This is a genomic window from Clostridiales bacterium FE2011 (assembly GCA_017569305.1).
GTDB lineage: Bacteria > Bacillota > Clostridia > Christensenellales > Aristaeellaceae > Aristaeella.
Genome location: CP069418.1, coordinates 1,030,694 through 1,046,710, shown reverse-complemented (window position 1 = coordinate 1,046,710; position 16,017 = coordinate 1,030,694). Strand labels below are relative to the sequence as shown.

Sequence of the window (16,017 nt, the reverse complement as noted above, 5' to 3'; positions counted from 1 at the left end):
GACAGATGAAAGGGATACGGGAAACACCGAAAGAAGTGGAACGCGCTGTGGCCGGAGATGAAGAAACTGTCGCGTTACTGGCCTGTGAACTGTGGCCGCACCATACCCTGGAGGAAATGAAAGAGGAATTTAAGACCCATATTGCAGATGAAGAGGCGGCGGTTTTCCTGTACCGTAAGAAGGACGGGGCTGTCGGGTTTGCCCATTGCCAGCTGCGGCATGATTATGTGGAGGGAACAGAGAGCAGCCCCGTCGGCTACCTGGAAGGAATATATGTAAAAGAGACCGACCGGGGAGAAGGAATTGCCCGAAAACTGCTGACAGCCTGCGAGGACTGGGCAGGAGAAAAGGGCTGCGCGGAGTTTGCCAGCGACTGTGAAGTGACGAACACAGTAAGCCAGCATTTTCATGAGGCAGTGGGTTTTGAGGAGGCGAACAGACTTGTTGCATATGTCCGAAAAATCTGACCGGATGCCGGAATCAATCGCGGCAATCCTGGGCGACGCCGCCGGGCAGGCGGACGGGCTGGGCAAATCCGGGGCAGACGTGTATCTGTTTGATGATTATGTGCTGAAAGTCCGGCCGGCAGACGGCCGGGATACGGTGGATACCCGGATTCTCCGGTGGATGAAAGGGAAACTGCCTGTTCCGGAAGTGGCTGCGCATGCGGTGCAGGATGGACGGGACTGGCTGCTGATGACCCGGATGAAGGGGAAGATGCTGTGCGATCCTTCCGTGATGACCAATCCCGCCCTGCTGCTGGATTGTATGGCGGAAGCGCTGCATCTGCTGTGGAATGTTCCGGTACAGGAGTGTCCTTTTGAACGGTCCGTGGAAGGTAATCTGGCCCATGCTGAAAAGACGATCCAGGCGGGATGCTTTGATCCCTCTGACTGTGAACCGGAAACCTTCGGACCGGGTGGATTTAAAAATCCCGAGGCGCTGCTGGACTGGCTGAAAAGCCATCGGCCGGAAAAGGATGACGTGCTGACCCACGGCGATTTCTGCCTGCCGAACCTGTTTACGGACGGGAAACACTTTACCGGCTTTATCGACCTGGGAAGCGCTGGAATATGTGACCGGTGGATGGATCTGGCCCTGGGATGGCGCAGCCTGAAACATAACAGTGACGGCCACTATGGGAAAACCTATCCGAAGGTTAATCCGGATGACCTGTTCCGGGCTGCCGGGGTTCCGAAGGATGAGGAAAAACTGCGGTATTATATCCTGCTGGACGAACTGAACTGACACAATATGTGTCAGAAACATTTACAGAAAAAGACGGTATATCCCTGCCTGCTGTGCTGTCGTACAATCCTTCCTGAACACGGAGAGAGCGTCAGCACAGCATGCTTTCCGGCATCCCGCAGGAAACGTGCTGAATGAAAGGAGAAACTATGGGATACCGAAACGCAAGGGAGATTTTTCCGGAAGGTCTCCTGAAGCAGATTCAGCGTTATGTTTCCGGTGAAACCATTTATATCCCGTCCGGGAATGAAAGAAAGGCCTGGGGTGAAACCTCCGGATACCAGCGCTATATCCGCGAAAGGAACGAAAGCATCCGCAGGGATTTTGCTGACGGGGAATCCATTGAGAACCTGATGGACAAGTACGCGCTCTCCTACGATTCCATTAAACGAATTGTGTACAACAGGAAGGAGACCGCTATGCTGAAATACAGCGCTACACTGTCCTCAGCCAAAGCCTATGCTGAAGCGGGAAAACTGGACGTATGGATTCATCTGTATCTGAATGAAGAAGGGCGCAATATCCCTTTTTCCGACGGACTGAAACTGTTTGACCGGTACTATATCAGCCCGGCCCTGTTCCCGATTAGCCTGTTCAAAAGGTGCACGGGGCCTGAACCGGAAATGAAATACCAGATTCATCCGGAATGGTGGGCACACCGGATTGCCGAACTGGAAAAAAACATTCAGAAAGATGATGACATGCCTCCACTCATTGTCCATTATGTGGACGGCGAATTTGAGCTGAACGATGGAAATCACCGCCATAAGGCCTATGAAAACCTTGGAATCAAAGACGCCTGGGTGATCATCTGGATCACGGAAAAAGAAGAACTGGACGACTTCATGGACAAATACGGTGACTATGTTAAAGACTGCAGGATCATACAAAGGTAAAAAGATACCCGACGGAGATCCCGTTTGTTAATTTAGATCCGAACCCTATTACAGGGTTCGGATCTTTTTTGAAGACTTAAGTTTAATTTCTGAACTTGATGGAATCATAGGAAGATTATCATCCGGGATGTCTTTCCAACAGCTGTCCCGACAAAACGGAATTTGTCACTGTTTTTAGCATTGCGCTGCCTTGTATATGATCAATATTCGTAAGATTGATTTACTTTCCTAAGTGCAGCTACATAATCGCAACCTTTTTCTTTCACATCTTCCGGATTTATCGGATAATGGACATTGTAAAGAACTCCTTTATCTCCGAACATATCTTCCATATAATCCTTCTCTATATGCCCGCCTACGACTTCAAGGCAAATCATAACATGATCATCACCCGGTACAATTTCTTTCTCCCACATATATTGGCACTCAAGGTTCATGAAACATTCAGCGACCATCGGCGCTTCTATCCATGAAGCTTTCTCCACAGTAAGCCCTGATGAAGTTATCTCATCCGTCTCGAACTGATTGTTCTGTATCGTCTGCATGCAGGTTTTGTATAAATCAGAAGAAATGAAATTCAACACTGCAACCTTCTTTTCATTCAGGCTTTGGTAAAGATGTCCACACTTATTCACGCTGCATAGAATCACGTAATACCCGCCTCCATGATTCGCACTCGTAAACCCTGCCCATGACTGCATCGTAGCATTTGGCTGTCCATTAGATTTATATGTTGTGACAAGAAACATCGGTGTCGGTATTCCCATAATAAATTCTTTCCAATCAAACCCGAAGTTTTTTGCAAATTCTCCGTATGTTCCCCTCATAGATTCAGGCATTGCTTTGTATTGGTATTTCATCTTTTTCTTCCCTCCGTACTAAAGCCAACATAAGACTCAACTTCAATTATCCCGACAACCTTCGATTTATCGATGGTCGACTATCTTAAAATACGTTTTTCGATTTTACTGATGATCATTTTATCATTTTGATCATCAGGTAATCATTATCATAGCTGCCCTCCGGATATTTCATTCCATGCGGACGAGTGCCATATATCCCGCCTGCAAAAATGCATCCGGGTTCGGATTTGAATGGATACGATCCGGTGGGTATTATATTGCAGCAGCTTTTCAGTGTCCCTTTATGCATAAACGGATTCAGATCTTTCTGAGGGCGGAAACACGATCGTTCACGCTTTGCTCAAACTGTTCATCCGTCATGGAAGGATCACGGGTTGCCTGCCATACAGCACAGGGCACCTGGCTGCAGGAGACACAGGTCGCGTAATGATGCTTGTTGACACAGCAGCCATAGATGGGGCAAGGCTTTCCTTCCGGTGCGTGAAACACTTTCCCGCAGGCTTCATTGCATCCGGTGCAGAGATTGCCGTGCAGGGGACAGGCGGAGCAGTCCGTTCCACAGACGGAAAGCCCCAGGATTTCCCGCTGCTTTGCTTTAGGGAGATCCTGTAAAACGAGCAGATAGGAACGATCCAGCCAGGTTTTCAGCAGATCGTCCGGAATATCCCCGTCGGGTTTGACGGAATTCCAGTGCAGTTTATTGCTGTAATACCCGGGAATCACATCCGGATACTTTTTTCGCATCAGTTCTCCTTCAGCCGGATCCAGCTTCAGGTTGATATAGTATGGCCGATCGTCGTGATCAAGCAGGACGGCGGCGAACATTTTGCCTCCGATATGATACCGGATCCAGTTCCATTCCGCCTGCAGGTCTTTTGTCACACCGCGTTTGGCCATCAGGTATTCGTCAATCCAGGGATATTTCACAGGGCATACCTCCTTTACTTTTCAAAGGCAGGGTATCACATTAAACATGACATCAATATGTCATGTATTGTACGTATCATAAATGTTTTTGCCGATTAGCCGAAGTTCTTCCCGTAATTCCGGGGGCTCCATCAGTTCTGCTTCTCCCTGAAAGGACAGAATCCAGCTGATCAGATGATTCCTGTCTGTAAAGCCGGTAGAAAACAGGCAGTCTCCTTCCGGGGTAAGCTTATAACAGCCAGGCCCGTATTCTTCCACCAGCCGCCATTTATATGCGGGACTGATTCGGACAGTAACGTGATACCGGTCAGGGAATGCCTGTTCGCTGAGAAGATCCGGAGGTTCCATCTGCCGCGGTATAAATGGTTCACCGATCTGCAGAGCGTCCATCCGGTCCAGTTTAAACAGACGAGGAGATGCTTTTTCCCTGCACCAGCACCATAAATACCAGCTGGACCACTGGAAAACCAGCAGTGACGGTTCCACAATCCGATCACTCTCGCCGTTCCGGGACAAATAGTGGAATGAGACCAGGCGATGCTGCTCGATTGCTCCGTGCAGCAATTCAATCTTCTCAGAAAGGGACGCTTTATGCCAGGAAGCGAGGTCGATCAGGATGTGCTGGTCTCCGGGAAGAAGCCCGGAAGAACCGGGACTGATCTTCTCCATCAGCTGCCGGTACTGACCGGTACCACTGACGCTGTCCAGGCTCCTCAGACCGGAGAGAATGGCCTGCATTTCCCGGGAAGTCAGGGCAGTGCGATCCATCCGGAAACCATCCATGATCCGGATCCCTCCGCCTACACCCTGCTGTGTGACGATGGGGATGCCGGCCTGGTTCAGCGCCTCAATGTCCCGGTTGATGGTGCGGCGGGATACTTCAAAACGTTTAGCCAGTTCCGGTGCGGTGGACTGTTCCTGATTCAGGAGAACAGAGAGAATAGCGATCAGACGGTCAAGCTTCATATGTGGCGCCTCAAACATGACAATAATATGACGTGTTTATTGTATCATACAGTCAGCAGGATAACAAAAAGAACATGACAACGCTGTGTCATGTTCCTTGTGAAAGTATGGATATTACATGCCAGAGCCTGCCGGGGACAGCCTGTGGAGAAGCCACCTGGCGACGCCGTCTTCCTCATTGCTTTCAATGATGCCTGTCGCGGCGGCTTTCACCTCGTTCACTGCGTTGGAAACCGCATAGCATTCGTCGGAAATTTCGAACATGGGAAGATCATTGACGGCGTCTCCGAATGAAACGACCCGGGTGCATCCCCACATTTCCTTCAGCCTGCGGATCGCGTTGGCCTTGGAAGCTTTGGCGGGCATGATTTCACACCAGTATTCCGGCCGATACAGTTCCTGCTGCAGGGTGCAGCGATACCGGCTGTCATTGGTAAAAATATCGTAAACCGGCTGCAATTCTTCCTTTTCGCCGATGCAGGTGAAATAAAACATTTCTCCCTCATACAGGGCGTCTTTCCCGGGAACCGGACGAAAACGCCGGTCTCCCTGACGGAGAGACAGGTACCGCCGGATCCCGTCGTTCTCATTCTGCGGAATCCAGGATACTTTTTCCACACCGTTGACAAAGGCGTAAACCAGCGGGCTGATGCCGCGACTGTTCAGTACATCCCTGACCAGGGCCCGCTCTTACTCTGTGAAGCCTTCACTAGAGAGAATCTCACCGGTGGAGGGTTGAAGGATGAAAGCACCGTTGTAGGCGATGACCGGGATTTTTGTGGAGAGGCCTTCCGTGACTTTTGACGCGGAGACCAGGGATCTGGCGGTGGCATAGGTGAAGAGCATGCCGTTTTCCACCAGATGATTGATCGTACTAATACTGAAAGGACTGACGCGATCCTGCCGGTTCAGCAGGGTGCCGTCCAGATCGGTTACGTAAAGGGTTTTATCCATGATGCTCCTTCAGGTATTCGTCACGCAGGGCGGACAGGTGTTTTACGATATCCGGGTTCCAGTGTATCAGCGACGGGAGCTGTCTGCAAGGAAACTCAGTGCATAAGCCGCAGAACTGAACGCCGTGATCCCGGGCGCAGGCATGGATTCTGCAGCGGCCGGATTCTGCCCATTCGGGTACGCGGCCGTCTGATTCGATGCAGCCGGGACATCTGCCGTCGGCCTTTTTTGAACAGCCGGTGCAGCATTCGCCGCAGGCGGTGATGAGGGTAAAATCGATCATTGTTTTCTCCTGATGAATTGGTTTATTCCTGCGGATAATCGCAGTCGTTCAGCTTTGCCAGGCGCTGTACAGTTTTGTCTATTTTGCCGGAAAGCAGTTTGGTTTTCCGGACGCCCGGTTCCAGCCATACATTCTGAACTGTAAGCTTATTTGTTTTCCGGTCGGCTTTGGGTTCAATCCGCCCGATGAAACGATCTCCGTATACAATGGGGAGTACATAATAGCCGTATTTGCGTTTGACAGCAGGGGTGTAGATTTCCCAGGAATACTGATAGCCCCAGAATGCCTCGATCAGCTTCCGATCCCAGAGCATGGGATCCAGGGGGGCCAGGAATTCCAGCCTGGCTTTGGTATCCGCCTGACCGGCAGTCACGGATTCCAGAAGGGGAAGGTCTTCAGACAGCAGATACATTGGGAAACGGATGCCTTCGACCTGAACCGCGGTGATGCTGCCATTCTTCTCAAGATGGGCAAAGGCGGCGTCCCGCTGCTCCGTGGTCATGCTGATTCCCAGCCAGGCGGTGGAATTCCGGTTCCAGAGCATGCCGACAGCGCCGATCCTGCGCCGGACGCGCCAGTCTGTCAGGGATTCCTCATCCGGGAAGGGATTCGGGGCGTTCAACAGGTCGGCGGGAAGATACTTTTCTGCCAGGTCATAATACTTCCGTGAACCGGTTTTATGATGGATGAGCAGGATGTCGTCTGTGTAAAGCTGCTCCAGCACGGAGCGGGCGGCCAGGGATTCTTTTTCCCAGTGTCCGCTCCAGTGCATGGAGGAATGCCAGAAGATGGTCCCCTCTATGGGCAGAGAATCACTGCTGACGGGACCGTGCTTCCGGATATAGTCGACAGCTTGCTTTTCAAGCGCAGGAATACCGGGGAACTGCCGGCCGTGGGCGACGCTCCTTTCCCGGTAGCCGGAGAAGAAGGGCCAGTCTTCGCTGGGCCAGATGGAAAGCTCTTTATCTGAATAATCCACCAGCAGGCGGTCCCGGTAAAGAAGGTCGTGCAGCATCTTCTTCCGGAAGCCTTTGACGCGGGACTGAAGGGTCAGCTCCGCGTTCCTGCCGCAGATGTCCACGGGATCAAACTGAATACAGCCGGCCTGGCGGACATACTGATAAGCTCCGTCCTTGCGGATGAAACGGTAGTCTCCCAACAAACCCTGCTTCAGCAGGATGAACTGCCGGGCCTGGGGCAGCGTAACGGTCAGCATCTGGTACTCCTTCCGCGGATGCGTCAGCCGCAGTATGCGACGGCATCCGCCTGGAAATGAAGACCGCTGCTTCCGCCGACGTGGGCAAACTCGGTCTGGATGGACTTGCGGGAGGGATACTTGCCCTTGAACCGCTCTTTAATCACTTTTTCCATGACGGGGATGTTATATACATCCCGGAAAAGGCAGTCCATGTGGACCACATTTTCCAGCGTAAGGCCGAAAAGGGCGAGACGCTCTTCCATCTGGTCAAAGGCACCGTTGATCTGTTCTTCAATTGTGCCGCCGATATTGCCTACGCAATAGCTTAAAAAGCAGTAATCTCCTGCCTTGATAATCCCGGAATGGGCCCATTCTTCACTGATGTCTTTCCTGATGATTTCGCTCATGATTATTCTCCTTGACAGACAGTATTAACGACGCGCTTCGTTCAGATAAAATTTTATCATGAGCACTCCCGAATTGTAAGGCGAACAAAAATATTTTATGGAGAAAACCGGACAAAAAACTGCCGGGGAAGCTGAGCTCCCGGCAGTGAATATCGACAGGTTATTTATTTGTCATCGGAGGGCTTCCGGTACTCAAACAGATCACCCGGCTGGCAGTCCAGGACTTCACAGAGCTTGGCCATGGTTGATACCTTGACGGCTTTTGCCTTGCCGGTTTTCAGGATGGACATGTTGGCCAGCGTGATGCCCACGCGGTCGGCAAGCTCCGATACGCTCATTTTGCGCTTGGCCAGCATCACGTCGATATTGAAGATGATTTCGCCTTCCATGCTGTATCCTCCTTATACCGTCAGGTCGCTCTGCTCCTGAAGATCAGCAGCCTTCCGGACCAGATGGGAGAGGCAGGCAGCCGCGACTGTGACCGAAAAGCCCACAAAGCAGATCAGCAGGGAAATCAGAAAGATTCCCGGATGGTTCATGCTCATGAAAAAGAAAACGACATTCCCCAGGAAGAAGAACAGGATATCCCCGGCCACCAGCCAGGCAATTCCCTGCAGGAGGGCGGCATTCGATGAGGAGAAAGACCGGTTCTCCCCGATGTTGACCGCGATTTTCCAGGCCAGCACAAGGATGGCATAACAGGGAATGGCCGTGATCCAGAGGAAGATCATCCACGGCCAGTGCCAGGACGCAAATTCAGGATAGCTGTCCTGCATCCAGGATCCGCAGTCGGGCAGGATACCGAAATAAACGATCAACCCGCAGAGCCCGATGATGATAATGATGGCTTTCAGCCAGGAAGAAAGCTTTTGCTGATTCATTTCCGATGCCTCCGGTTTCTTTGTTCGGGAGTATCATATATCGAAAATGATCGAAAGTCAACAATAAATTATCGCAACACGATAAAAACGAATCAGGCTTTCAGAAAATCATCCCGCTTGGGCGTGAATACATCCAGCAGCACACCTTTTTCCAGACAGACGGTTCCATGGATCAGTCCGGAAGGAACCACAATGGAATCTCCGGGATTCAGGACCACGGATTCATCCTCCACGCTGTAGCGGAAGGAGCCGGAAAGGACGTAGCTCAGCTGCGTATGGGGATGGGTATGCGGAGCTCCCTCCGAGCCGGTTTCGAAACTGACCTCCACGGCCATCAGCGGATCATCATATGCCAGGACGCTTCGTTCCACTCCGCCTCCCAGGGGATTCATTGTGATATCACTGCGATGCTGGACGATGCCTTTCATTTCCTTTTCACTCCTTTTTTGATTTATCCTTTGCATTTTTCCCTGCCCAGGTGATCACGGATGAACTCCCAGACGTCATAATCCGGAGCATCCGCCTGCTTTGACGGCAGGAGGAAAGCTTTGGCGGGCGTCACATACAGGTAGATGCAGCCTTTTTTCCGGAAAGCTTTGTATATGGAATCCCAGGAGACTTCCTGCGGCTCCTCCGCTTTCTGGTCGTTCACGATCCGGATACCTTCATCCCGCATGGTTACGGTGTAGACGGGCCGGGCGGGTTTCAGCTTTGCCCTGGCGGCCTGCATATTGACCTGGCTGAGGAAGGTGCCGATATAGACAAGGGGGAGTCCGATGCCGACAACCAGCAGTACGGCAGCGATCAGCCCGGACTGTTCCTTCCGGGTAAGGAGGGCGATGACAGCAAATGCAATCAGGATCAGGGAGAATACGGCGGGCCGGATCCATTTTTTCCGCAGGGCAAACATATCAAAACGCGCAAAGCGCTTGAAGGTTTTTTCATCCAGCTTTACCGCGACCGTAATATCCGTAAACTTCAGTTCCATTCTTTATTCCTCGCTTTCCTGTTCTGACTGCTGCCTGCGGCTGGCTTTGGAACGACCGACCAGATCACCGGGAGACATACCGTAATACTGACGAAACGCACGGAAAAAGGCGCTGTAATCCGAAAAACCGCTTGAGTATCCCGCATGCTGAATGCTGTAGCCCTGACGGATCAGTTCCCGGGCATTTTCCAGGCGCTTCCGGCGGATGTAGTCTCCAGGCGTCATGCCGATGATCCGCTTGAACTGACGGGTCATGGTGTTTTTATCCAGGAAGAAACGCTGCGCCAGATCACTGACGCTCAGGGATTCCCGGTAGTGGGCGTTGATGTATTCATGCACCTTCATGATTTCCCCGTACCGCGTTCCCGGATCCTCCTGCGGTTTTGTCCGCTGATTCAGCACACGGCTGATATGGATCAGCAGCTGGGAGAGGATCAGGTGGCACAGATACTGGCTGTCCGCGTCCGCACGGTTTTTTTCGTACAGCAGGGAATACAACAGGTTCAGAATGACGTGATAGGTCTTTTCCTCCGGTACGATGAGATGCTCGTCCTGGAGGTTGGAACCCATGGCGCCCAGGGTCTTGGGCAGGAAGATGGACAGGGAAGAGATGAACTCCGGATTGAGCCAGAGAACGATCCGTTCAATATCCCGGGGAGGCCCCTGCAGCTCCGGCCAGTGCGTTTCTCCCGGAGGAACAAGGATCAGGGTTCCGGGATGGAGTTCATACTGATTGTCTTCCACATGGTAAGTATAGCTGTCTGACAGCAGACAGTAAAGCTCGTAAAAATCATGCCGGTGCGGCGGCACACCAAAGGTGGCGGCATCGCAGTAATGATAAACCTCGATGTCGTTTCTGCTCATATCTTGCAATATATTGAAGGCGGAGATATAGGCACCATCCATGATTGCCACTTCTTTCAACAATGTTTCTACCAGCATTATACATAAAATGATGTTTTTTGCAATATAATGTGTATTTTCCACCATGTACAATATGGAGACAATATGATTAAATATTGCCATCAGAAGGATGAGATCATCCGAAATTGAATAAGGAGGCATTCCCATGAAGAAACTGCTTGGTATCCTGCTGGCCCTGGCTCTGCTGCTGGGCTGCACCGCCGCTTTTGCGGATCCGATTACCCTGACCTATGCTGAAGTGAACCCCGTTCCCGCTACTCTGGAAGAGAACGCTGAGAAGGGCTCTGTCGTCAGCGACGTGGCCTGGGCTTTCAAGACGAAGCTGGAAGAGCTTTCCGCCGGTGAAATCGTTGTTGATCTCCAGGGCGGCGGCGTTCTGGGCAGCGAAAAAGACGTCCTGGCCAACATCCTGGGCGGCGACACTTCCGCTGACATCGTCCGTATCTCCGCTTTCGCACTGAATCAGTATGGCGCAAAGAAGAGCGTGTTCCTGACCCTGCCCTACGTCTTCGGCAGCGAAGAGCACTACTGGAAGTTCGTTAAGAGCGACCTGGCCAAGGAAATGCTGGCTGAAGCCAAAGAAGTTGGTCAGCCCTGGACCGGCCTGGCCTATGGTGAAGAAGGCTATCGTCACTTCTTCTCCAAGGTTGACATCAAGACCATTGAAGACCTGAAGGGCCTGAAGATCCGCGTGTCTGACGACCCGATCATGACCGGCCTGCTGCAGGGCCTGGGCGCCGCTTTCACTCCCGTTTCCTTCGGTGAACTGTACAGCGCGCTTCAGACCGGTGTTGTGGACTGCGCTGAACAGCCCATCACCAACTACCTGTCCAACTCCTTCCAGGAAGTTGCTCCCTACATGCTCCGTGACGGCCACACCCTGGGCACCATCGAACTGATCGCTACCGATTCCTGCTTCGACAAGCTGAGCGATGAGCAGAAGGCTATGGTTCAGGAAGCTGCCGATTACGCGATGGCTGAATGCGAGAAGTCCGTTATGGCCCGTCAGGAAGATGCTTACAACAAGCTGATCGAAATGGGCTGCACTGTCAACGAAGTGGAAGACAAGAGCGTCTGGCAGGAAGCTACCAAGGCTGTTCTGGAAGCGAATATCGCTGGCATGGAAGAAATCTATGAAGCGATCATGGCGCTGCAGTAATGATCTGAAAAAGACGATTAAACAATGAACCCGTTGGGGGTGCAGGGCCCAACTCCTGCGCCCCCGATTCGTATTTTTGCTGAGAGACACTGTCCGTTCACACATGATACCAAGGAGGCTTCTGAATGCCAACCATTTTTAAGAAGCTGGAAAAGATCAAGCCCGTCTATGACTGGACTTACAAGATCATGCTGTTTATCTGCAAGCTTCTCCTGATCGGAGATATCATCATTACCTCTGTTACTGTAGCCGGCCGCTATTTCCCCTTCTTTACAGCTCCGCACTGGGGTGAAGAAATGGTCCTGACTCTGATGGTCTACATGGCGGTCCTTTCCGCTACGCTGGCAATCCGCAAGCGCAGCCACATCCGCATGACGGCTTTTGATAAGTACCTGCCAAAGAAAGTGCTGCTCACGCTGGACCTGCTGGCAGACATTGCGGTGATGGCGCTTGGCGTGGTACTGCTGATCGAAGGGCTGGATGTGATCAAACCCACCGGCAATATTGCAAGATTTGCCAAGTACTCCTCCCTGCCGAACCTGAGCCAGATCTGGATGTACCTGCCCGTGGCTGTAGCCGGTGTGAGTATGGTTATTTTTGAACTTGAACAGGTATTCCTGCATATAGAAGAATTCTTTGTGCCCCAGACTGAGAAGAAGGAGGTGCAGGCATAATGGATGCTGAAACCTTATCCACGATTATTCTGCTCGGCAGTTTCCTGCTGATGGTTTTCCTGCGCTTCCCCATTGCGTACTCTGTTGGTATTTCCACGGTACTGTGCCTGATTTCCATGGGCCAGAAACTGAGCGTCCTGCCCATGCAGATGGTGCGCGGCGTATGGTCCTTCAGCCTGATGGCTGTGCCGTTCTTTATCACAATGGGCGTGCTGATGGGCTCCGGAGGCATTTCGGAGAAGCTGATTGCGCTGGCCAACTCCATTGTCGGATGGATGCGCGGCGGCCTGGCAATGGTGAACATCGTTGCGTCCTACTTTTTCGGCGGCATTTCCGGATCTGCTTCCGCAGATACGGCATCCCTGGGCTCCATCCTGATCCCCATGATGGTGGATGAAGGCTATGACGTGGACTTTTCAACTGCTGTGACCATCACTTCCTCCTGCGAGGGACTGCTGGTTCCGCCCAGCCACAATATGGTTATTTACGCCACTACAGCCGGCGGTATCTCGGTCGGCGCGCTGTTTATGGCAGGCTATCTGCCCGGCGCCCTGCTGGCTATAGCCCTGATGGTGGGATCCTATATTATTTCTGTGAAGCGGAATTATCCCAAGGGGGAGAAATTCTCCATCAAAAACTTCGTCAAACAGCTGGGCAAGAGCATCTGGGCCCTGCTGGCGGTGCTGATCGTGGTTGTCGGCGTTGTGGGCGGCGTGTTTACCGCTACTGAATCCGCTGCTATCGCGGTCATCTACTCATTGTTTGTATCTGTGTTCATTTACAAGGGACTGACCTGGAAAGGCGTCTGGAAGAGCTTTGAGAGCTGTATCGATACGCTGGCCATTGTGCTAATCCTGATTGCCATGTCCGGCGCTTTCGGATACTGCCTGACCAACCTGCATGTTCCCGCAAAAGCTGCTGCGCTGATTACCGGCATTTCCAACAGCCCCATTATCACTGCACTGCTGCTGAACGTGATCCTGCTGGTACTGGGCATGATCATGGATATGGCGCCGATCATCCTGATTGCAACACCAATCCTGCTGCCTGTGGCTACGTCTATCGGCCTCAGCCCGATCCAGTTTGGTATCATGGTTGTGCTTAACTGCGGTATCGGCTTGCTGACTCCGCCGGTCGGAGCTGTGCTGTTTATCGGTTCCGCCGTGGCAAAACGTCCTATGGAAAAGGTGGTCCGGGCGACCATGCCGTTCTATCTCTGCATGGTTGCCGCGTTGATCCTGATTACCTTCATTCCGCAGATCAGCCTCTGGCTGCCGCAACTGTTCGGATACAGTGTGTGATCCGGAAACTGAATGATGAATGATCCCGGGCCTGAAAAGGCCCGGGATGTATTCAGGGAGTATGCCGATGTTTTCTTTCCTCCGCCGAATGGATCCTTCCCGCCGCCGGTTGCTGCTGACGTGCTTTTACGCGTTTTTCTGCAGCGGTATGGTTTCCCTGATGCTTGGATCTGCCATGCCGGATCTCAAACGCAGCTGGGGACTGTCAGATTCCTTCAGCGGGGTGCTGCTGTCCGCTCATTCGATCGGCAACATGGTTGCCGGATTTGTTTCGGGTATTGTGCCCTTCTGGCTGGGACGCCGCCGGTCCATTGCTCTTCTGGCCTCCCTGGCTTTCCTGGGGATGACCCTGATGGCCGTTACCGGTGCTCCGGGCCTTCTTTTCGCAGCTTTTGTACTTACGGGTGTTGGACGTGGCTCCGTTACGAATTTCAACAACCACACGGTGAACGTCCTGACTGACGGCAGCCCCGCGGCAGCCAATATTCTGCATGCGTGCTTTGCCGTTGGTGCCATTACCGCACCGATGGCCTTTCTTCTGCTGAGCCGCATTGCAGCCTGGCAGGCCGGACTCTTTTTTGTGGTGCTGTGCGGCGTGGCGGCAGTATTCCTGTTTTCCCGTTCGCAGGTGCCGGATGACCGTCCGGACAGGAAGCAGAAAGAGGCACGGACAATGGCGTTCCTGAAAGAGCCGGCTTTTCTGGTTTTCGCCGGAATGATGTTCTGCTATATCTGCAGCGAATATGCCATTAACGGATGGCTGGTTACCTACCTGCAGCATAAGCAGTCGCTCTTCACTGCCATGGGTGAGGGAGGCATTGCCGCTTACAGCCAGTCCATGGCGACCCTTCTGTGGGCGGTGATCCTGGCGGGACGGTTGACATGTGCCTGGCTTTCCCGGAAAGTATCCCAGAAGATCCTGATGTTTGTCGCGTCGATCGGAATGGCCGCCTGTTTCGCCGGAATGCTGTTGGCGTCAGCTGTTCCGGTGGTGACGGGGTGTATTGCGGGCATGGGATTCTGCATGGCCGGGATCTGCCCCATGATCTATTCCGACGCCGTGCACTATACCAACACCTATCCGCTGGCGACGGGAACCCTGCTGGCCTTTGGAGCGACAGGCGGTATCCTGATGCCTGCCTTGGTTGGATTCCTTGCGCAAAGCGGCGGATTTGAGATGAGCATGACCGCTATCCTGGTGTCGATTGTTCTTCTGACGGTGTTTTCCGCCGTCAATATCCGAATGAAAACAAGAAAGGGAGTATCCGAAACATGAAAATGACATTTCGCTGGTATGGAAGCCAGTCTGATCCGATTCCGCTGAAGTACATCAAACAGATTCCCGGCATGACTGGTCTGATGGGTCTGCTGGAGAAACCCGCCGGTGTGGACTGGCCGGAAGAAGAGTTTATTGCTCTGAAAAAGGAAGTAAACGAAGCGGGACTCGAGATCGAAGTCATTGAATCAGTGAATGTTCATGAGGACATCAAGACCGGCCTGGGACGGCGGGATGAGTATATCGCCAACTACATTTCCACGATCCGGATGCTGGCAAAACATGGTGTGAAAGTGATCATCTACAACTTCATGCCTGTTTTCGACTGGCTGCGTACGGACCTGGCCCGGGTGATTCCGGAAGATGGAAGCAACAGCCTGTATTTTGACGAGAAGGACCTGGGTGAGATGGGCCCGCTGGAAATCGTCCGCAGAACTGCTTCCGGAAGCAAAGGATTCTCCCTGCCCGGCTGGGAACCGGAACGGCTGGCCCTGCTGGAGACAACCCTGAAGCAGTATGAAGGGATGACTCCGGACGGACTGAGGAAGAACTTCAAGTATTTCCTGGATGCTGTGATTCCGGTGTGCGAGGAAGTGGGCGTGCGGATGGCCTGCCATCCGGATGATCCGGCCTGGCCGATCTTCGGACTGCCGCGGATTACCCACAGCCAGGAGGATTTCGACAAGATGGTGAAGCTGCATGACAGCCCCGCCAATACCCTGTGCCTGTGCACCGGTTCTCTCGGATCCAATCCTGACAACGATATTCCGGCAGCGATCCGTCACTTCGGAAAGATGGACCGCATCGGCGCCATGCATGTGCGCAACGTCAAATACCTGGGCTACCATCACTTCCGGGAAGCTTCCCATCTGTCCTCTACCGGCGACCTGGATGTGTATGAAATCATGAAAGCCATCCATGAGACCTGCCCGGATACCTACATCCGGCCGGACCACGGACGTATGATCTGGGATGAGCAGGGCCGCCCCGGCTACGGCCTGTATGACCGTGCCCTCGGTGTGGCCTACTTGAACGGCCTGTGGGAAGCAATAGAAAAGAATGAAAAATGAAC

19 protein-coding genes and 1 pseudogene are annotated in these 16,017 nt (G+C 52.7%); 8 read left to right on the top strand and 12 right to left on the bottom strand.

Annotated elements, in window-relative coordinates; all coding sequences use genetic code 11:
- Window positions 1-5 precede the first annotated feature (5 nt).
- The 3 genes from JRC49_04960 (at window position 6) to JRC49_04950 (ending at window position 2,144) form a co-directional block, all read left to right on the top strand.
- Entirely contained in the window at window positions 6-467 is a 462-nt protein-coding gene (locus tag JRC49_04960) for a GNAT family N-acetyltransferase (GenBank protein ID QTE72798.1), read from the top strand.
- Complete coding sequence (locus JRC49_04955; GenBank protein ID QTE72171.1) at window positions 451-1,248, top strand: aminoglycoside 3'-phosphotransferase; 798 nt, start codon at window positions 451-453, stop codon at window positions 1,246-1,248. Before JRC49_04960 ends, JRC49_04955 begins: the two co-directional genes overlap by 17 nt.
- Before the next feature lie 134 nt (window positions 1,249-1,382).
- Complete coding sequence (locus tag JRC49_04950) at window positions 1,383-2,144, top strand: ParB N-terminal domain-containing protein (protein ID QTE72170.1); 762 nt, start codon at window positions 1,383-1,385, stop codon at window positions 2,142-2,144.
- Between the two features lie 200 nt (window positions 2,145-2,344).
- On the opposite strand, the gene JRC49_04945 is transcribed toward JRC49_04950, so the two are convergent.
- The 12 genes and pseudogenes from JRC49_04945 to JRC49_04890 form a co-directional block, all read right to left on the bottom strand.
- Window positions 2,345-3,004: a flavin reductase gene (locus JRC49_04945; protein QTE72169.1), complete on the bottom strand. Its 660-nt coding sequence runs from the start codon at window positions 3,002-3,004 to the stop codon at window positions 2,345-2,347.
- 300 nt (window positions 3,005-3,304) lie between these two features.
- Window positions 3,305-3,934 carry an MmcQ/YjbR family DNA-binding protein gene (locus JRC49_04940; protein ID QTE72168.1) on the bottom strand — a complete coding sequence of 210 codons (630 nt, stop codon included), beginning with the start codon at window positions 3,932-3,934 and terminating at the stop codon, window positions 3,305-3,307.
- A 60-nt stretch (window positions 3,935-3,994) separates the two neighbouring features.
- The gene (locus JRC49_04935) at window positions 3,995-4,900 is read right to left on the bottom strand and encodes a YafY family transcriptional regulator (GenBank protein QTE72167.1); all 906 of its coding nucleotides are present in this window, start codon (window positions 4,898-4,900) and stop codon (window positions 3,995-3,997) included.
- A 114-nt stretch (window positions 4,901-5,014) separates the two neighbouring features.
- A pseudogene (locus JRC49_04930) lies at window positions 5,015-5,854 on the bottom strand (HAD family hydrolase).
- Window positions 5,847-6,137 (bottom strand): DUF3795 domain-containing protein, encoded by a 291-nt coding sequence (locus JRC49_04925; GenBank protein QTE72166.1) that lies wholly within the window; start codon window positions 6,135-6,137, stop codon window positions 5,847-5,849. Before JRC49_04925 ends, JRC49_04930 begins: the two are co-directional and overlap by 8 nt.
- A 22-nt stretch (window positions 6,138-6,159) precedes the next feature.
- Complete coding sequence (locus tag JRC49_04920) at window positions 6,160-7,353, bottom strand: YcaQ family DNA glycosylase (GenBank protein ID QTE72165.1); 1,194 nt, start codon at window positions 7,351-7,353, stop codon at window positions 6,160-6,162.
- Window positions 7,354-7,376: 23 nt separating this feature from the next.
- The gene (locus tag JRC49_04915; GenBank protein ID QTE72164.1) at window positions 7,377-7,742 is read right to left on the bottom strand and encodes a RidA family protein; all 366 of its coding nucleotides are present in this window, start codon (window positions 7,740-7,742) and stop codon (window positions 7,377-7,379) included.
- A gap of 164 nt (window positions 7,743-7,906) precedes the next feature.
- Window positions 7,907-8,131 carry a helix-turn-helix transcriptional regulator gene (locus JRC49_04910; protein ID QTE72163.1) on the bottom strand — a complete coding sequence of 75 codons (225 nt, stop codon included), beginning with the start codon at window positions 8,129-8,131 and terminating at the stop codon, window positions 7,907-7,909.
- Window positions 8,132-8,143: 12 nt separating this feature from the next.
- On the bottom strand, window positions 8,144-8,623 hold the full coding sequence (locus JRC49_04905) for a DUF2975 domain-containing protein (GenBank protein ID QTE72162.1): 480 nt from the start codon (window positions 8,621-8,623) through the stop codon (window positions 8,144-8,146).
- 92 nt (window positions 8,624-8,715) lie between these two features.
- Window positions 8,716-9,051, bottom strand: a complete 336-nt coding sequence (locus tag JRC49_04900) for a cupin domain-containing protein (GenBank protein ID QTE72161.1) — start codon at window positions 9,049-9,051, stop codon at window positions 8,716-8,718.
- 23 nt (window positions 9,052-9,074) lie between these two features.
- Window positions 9,075-9,611 carry a YcxB family protein gene (locus JRC49_04895; GenBank protein ID QTE72160.1) on the bottom strand — a complete coding sequence of 179 codons (537 nt, stop codon included), beginning with the start codon at window positions 9,609-9,611 and terminating at the stop codon, window positions 9,075-9,077.
- 3 nt (window positions 9,612-9,614) lie between these two features.
- Window positions 9,615-10,475 carry a helix-turn-helix domain-containing protein gene (locus JRC49_04890; protein ID QTE72159.1) on the bottom strand — a complete coding sequence of 287 codons (861 nt, stop codon included), beginning with the start codon at window positions 10,473-10,475 and terminating at the stop codon, window positions 9,615-9,617.
- 205 nt (window positions 10,476-10,680) lie between these two features.
- On the opposite strand from JRC49_04890, the gene JRC49_04885 reads away from it, so the two are divergent.
- The 5 genes from JRC49_04885 to uxuA all read left to right on the top strand — a co-directional run bounded on the left by JRC49_04885 (window position 10,681) and on the right by uxuA (window position 16,015).
- Complete coding sequence (locus JRC49_04885) at window positions 10,681-11,694, top strand: TRAP transporter substrate-binding protein (GenBank protein QTE72158.1); 1,014 nt, start codon at window positions 10,681-10,683, stop codon at window positions 11,692-11,694.
- 125 nt (window positions 11,695-11,819) lie between these two features.
- Window positions 11,820-12,368 carry a TRAP transporter small permease gene (locus JRC49_04880; GenBank protein QTE72157.1) on the top strand — a complete coding sequence of 183 codons (549 nt, stop codon included), beginning with the start codon at window positions 11,820-11,822 and terminating at the stop codon, window positions 12,366-12,368.
- Window positions 12,368-13,669, top strand: a complete 1,302-nt coding sequence (locus JRC49_04875) for a TRAP transporter large permease (protein QTE72156.1) — start codon at window positions 12,368-12,370, stop codon at window positions 13,667-13,669. The genes JRC49_04880 and JRC49_04875 overlap by 1 nt, the downstream gene beginning before the upstream one ends.
- Window positions 13,670-13,730: 61 nt before the next feature.
- Window positions 13,731-14,945, top strand: a complete 1,215-nt coding sequence (locus tag JRC49_04870; protein ID QTE72155.1) for an MFS transporter — start codon at window positions 13,731-13,733, stop codon at window positions 14,943-14,945.
- On the top strand, window positions 14,942-16,015 hold the full coding sequence (gene uxuA, locus JRC49_04865) for a mannonate dehydratase (GenBank protein QTE72154.1): 1,074 nt from the start codon (window positions 14,942-14,944) through the stop codon (window positions 16,013-16,015). The genes JRC49_04870 and uxuA overlap by 4 nt, the downstream gene beginning before the upstream one ends.
- Window positions 16,016-16,017: the final 2 nt, after the last annotated feature.